The sequence below is a fragment of the Verrucomicrobiota bacterium genome, assembly GCA_037139415.1.
Taxonomy (GTDB): Bacteria; Verrucomicrobiota; Verrucomicrobiia; order Limisphaerales; family Fontisphaeraceae; genus JBAXGN01.
Window position 1 is genome coordinate 1 of the sequence record JBAXGN010000339.1, and the last position, 3057, is coordinate 3057.

The following is a 3057-nucleotide window of genomic DNA, read 5'->3' on the forward strand; positions in this document are numbered from 1 at the left end:
AACTATCGCACCCCGGACGGCAACGCAAGAAATAACTTAACGAAGTAGAACTAAGGTGTTTCTGGCTGCAATGATCGGCGTGACCGCTTTTTTTCTTGGGCTTAGCTGCCACGCAGAACAGTTCAACCTGCCGGTTAGTTTGCCAGCGGAGGTTTATCTTCCGTTTAATCGTTTAACCTCCGGCCGCGAGCTGGTATTGGCCGCGAGACACGCCACCGATGCAACGAATTATGCCTTTGAGTTGCAGTTCGATAAAAACGAGAAAATGGGGTTTTCGGAAACACGCTTGGAATTCCGGGCGGCGGGCGGCAAGCGAGCGATCATTGTCAAGACCGCCGACGGATTGCCATACCGGCTGCTCACGGATGAATGGGCGCTGGGATTCGCAGCGGGCAGCCCGCCAGAATCCGAACTTGAATTAATCACCGGCGGGCATTTTTATTTCTTTTTGGGTGTTACAAATGGGCAAAAGGATGTCCCCATAAGAATGATGTTCAATCTCTTCAAACCGGAGACCTCCGACGCCCGCGCTGACATCTATTTTCATCTGAGTGGTATGATGTATTCCTTTATGCAGAAGAGCTATGACTGCACTTACGACCTGAAACACAGTGCCTTGAAGTTTGACGCACCTGACAAAAAAAGGGGGATGCTGTTGTTCCTGGACCACGGTGAAAAGCCGCAAGGTCTGGGAATTAAGGGGCTGACAATCTCGAGTCAAAACGGCCCGCATTTTACCGTAACCAATTTTCTTTATGGGAAAGACATTATTAGTTATCCATTCGAGAAGACCAACAAATCAGCCGCAGAGCTGAAGGATCTTGGTTTTTCCGTAAACGGAAAAACCATTGATGAATGCGGGATGAAAGTCATGGTGTTTTTGTTTATTCCCGCGAATTTTCAATGGACCGCACAGCAACGCAAAACCGCCGAACTGATGCGCAAAACCCTGCTGGGCAAATAGCGGTAGTGGTCTCTGGCACCCGCTCCGGGGTGCGCTCCCCTTTCTACGGTTTACCGGTGGTCGCGCCCCGTGCCCCTCGCGACCGAACCGGCTACTTTATGGCATCCCTGCCGGAATGCGCGCCACAATTCCAACGGAATTGCGTCCTCCAGCCCAGCGGTTGCGAGGCACGAGCTACCCTGGGTTAGGCGGTTAGCAAATTCCTCAACCCTGCAGGGGTTGTGGCCACGGATGACGGGAGTACCGGGAGCCGAACCCCCCGAGGGAATGAAGACCGGCGGAAAAAGTTAGAGTCTCGTAACGACTCCTACCAGGGATGGATGGCGCGTACTTGGATACGGTTGCCGAAAGCTGGAATTACCGGGAGCCATTACGGTCAGCGGATGCGTTGCGGTCCGCCAGCAGATGCAACACCGCGAGCAACGGATGCCGGTATAACATGCGCGGCCCGGCAAAGCGCATCACCCTCCGCACCTGCTCGCGCCGCGCCGGTTGGTAACAATGCGTGGGACAGTTGTTACACGTCGGTTTCTCCGCCCCGTACCGGCAGCGGTCCATACGCGCGAACGCGTAATCCACCAGCGCCTGACATTCCGCGCATAAACCGCCGCTTACGCCATGATGCTTCCGGCAATACAACCGCACCATCGCCACGATGGTTTCCTGTTCCCGGGCCAGACGTTTTGCGGTATCGGCCATGACACGCGTTAAAACGCATTCAACGTATCCAGCACCGCGCGAATGCGCGGCACCTCGTGGGTGCGGTAAAGGTCCGTGCCGCCCAACGCCGCCAGCACCGCGAAAAACGGCTCGGCGCAACGAACCTCCTCGCGGAAAAACTCGAACGCATGCGGCAGCGCGTGGCAGGTCGGAAAGCCCAGTACACGCAAGCGGAAGGTGTTGAGAAACGTGCGCATCTGATGCCGTACCCGCACGGCGCTATCCTGCAAGTTGCGGTAATAGAAGCCGAGGCCGGGATCAATCAAGATGCGGTCCACGCCGAGCCGCGTCGCCGTTTCAATTTCGCGGGCAAAGTACTCGTACATTTGCGGAATCGGATCGGTCTGCAACGCGAAATCTCCCACCGCACGCACATGTTCGCCCTGGACGTAGCAAATAATCACGGCGGCGCGATGTTCCGCCACCAGGCGATATTGCGCCTCAGTATTGGCGGTGCCGGTGAGGTTTAGCACATTCGCCCCGGCCTCCAGGCAGGCGCGCGTCACTGCCGGATGATACGTTTCCACCGACACCAACACTCTTTGGGCGCGCAACCCCTTCACCACCGGCACCAGTTGCGCGCTCTGCGCCTGCGCCTGAAGCAGCTCGGTGTTCGCGAGCGTGGATTCCGCGCCGACATCCACAATCGCCGCGCCCTGGGCGTGCAGCACCAAACCGCGCTGAATCGCCGATTCGGCATTCAGGCACACACTTTCCCGATACCAGGAGCCTGCCGACAAATTCACCACGCCCAGGATGGCCTTGCGCGAATTAAACGCGAAGTGCCGCCCGCCAATCTCAAACTCTTTCACCCGGGCGGTGGCGGCGGCCCGGTTCTGCGAGTAAAGCTCTGCCAATTGCGCAAGGTCCAACATAATCACTACTTCAATGAAATACGCCGTAATCATAATGCCAATGCCCGCCATCCGCCAGCGCAAATCCAGCGAGCGTCACAACCGCAAACGTAGGTGACGAGTCTCAAACATGGTGGCGCGGGAAATTTTGGAGAGTTCTGGCAACCGCCAGGGGAGAACGGGGCGGCAGGCGACACCGCTTTGGATTTGCTCGGTCCACTGGCTTGAGTGCGGGTGTACCTGAGGAGACCTAAATGGAGTGGCGCGGGGGAATTTGACAGTGGGGAAATTCCCAGAGTTTCATACCCCCTCACCTCTTTCCTCTCCCTCGGGGAGAGGAGGTCCGTTCTGCGGCTGAGGGAGCGAATGATGGGTTGCTGGTGAGTCTTTGGCGTCCGGCGCAGAATCCGTCCACGGCGGGAGCGCACGCATGGCCTTTGGAATATCAAAACGCCGCGAGCGGATTTCCCTCTCCCCAGCAACGGTGTTAATTTTTGCAACTGTTTTCGGTGATTTTTT

At 56.9% G+C, this 3057-nt stretch carries 4 protein-coding genes; 1 reads left to right on the forward strand and 3 read right to left on the reverse strand.

Annotated elements, in window-relative coordinates; translation table 11 throughout:
- The first annotated feature begins 70 nt into the window (after positions 1-70).
- The gene (locus tag WCO56_29365; GenBank protein ID MEI7733711.1) at positions 71-964 is read left to right on the forward strand and encodes a hypothetical protein; all 894 of its coding nucleotides are present in this window, start codon (positions 71-73) and stop codon (positions 962-964) included.
- A gap of 357 nt (positions 965-1321) precedes the next feature.
- Here WCO56_29365 and WCO56_29370 read toward each other — a convergent pair whose 3' ends face one another.
- The 3 genes from WCO56_29370 to WCO56_29380 form a co-directional block, all read right to left on the reverse strand.
- A complete protein-coding gene (locus WCO56_29370) occupies positions 1322-1663 on the reverse strand; it encodes a nitrous oxide-stimulated promoter family protein (protein ID MEI7733712.1) in 342 nt (113 codons plus the stop codon).
- Between the two features lie 8 nt (positions 1664-1671).
- On the reverse strand, positions 1672-2592 hold the full coding sequence (locus WCO56_29375) for a dihydropteroate synthase (protein MEI7733713.1): 921 nt from the start codon (positions 2590-2592) through the stop codon (positions 1672-1674).
- A 246-nt stretch (positions 2593-2838) separates the two neighbouring features.
- On the reverse strand, positions 2839-3057 hold a 219-nt coding region (locus tag WCO56_29380), incomplete at its 5' end, for a hypothetical protein (GenBank protein MEI7733714.1).

Coding starts and splice junctions, on each gene's coding strand:
- WCO56_29375 (MEI7733713.1), bottom strand. CDS start 2,592: ATGATTACGGCGTATTTCATTGAAGTAGTGATTATGTTGGACCTTGCG.
- WCO56_29370 (MEI7733712.1), bottom strand. CDS start 1,663: ATGGCCGATACCGCAAAACGTCTGGCCCGGGAACAGGAAACCATCGTG.
- WCO56_29365 (MEI7733711.1), top strand. CDS start 71: ATGATCGGCGTGACCGCTTTTTTTCTTGGGCTTAGCTGCCACGCAGAA.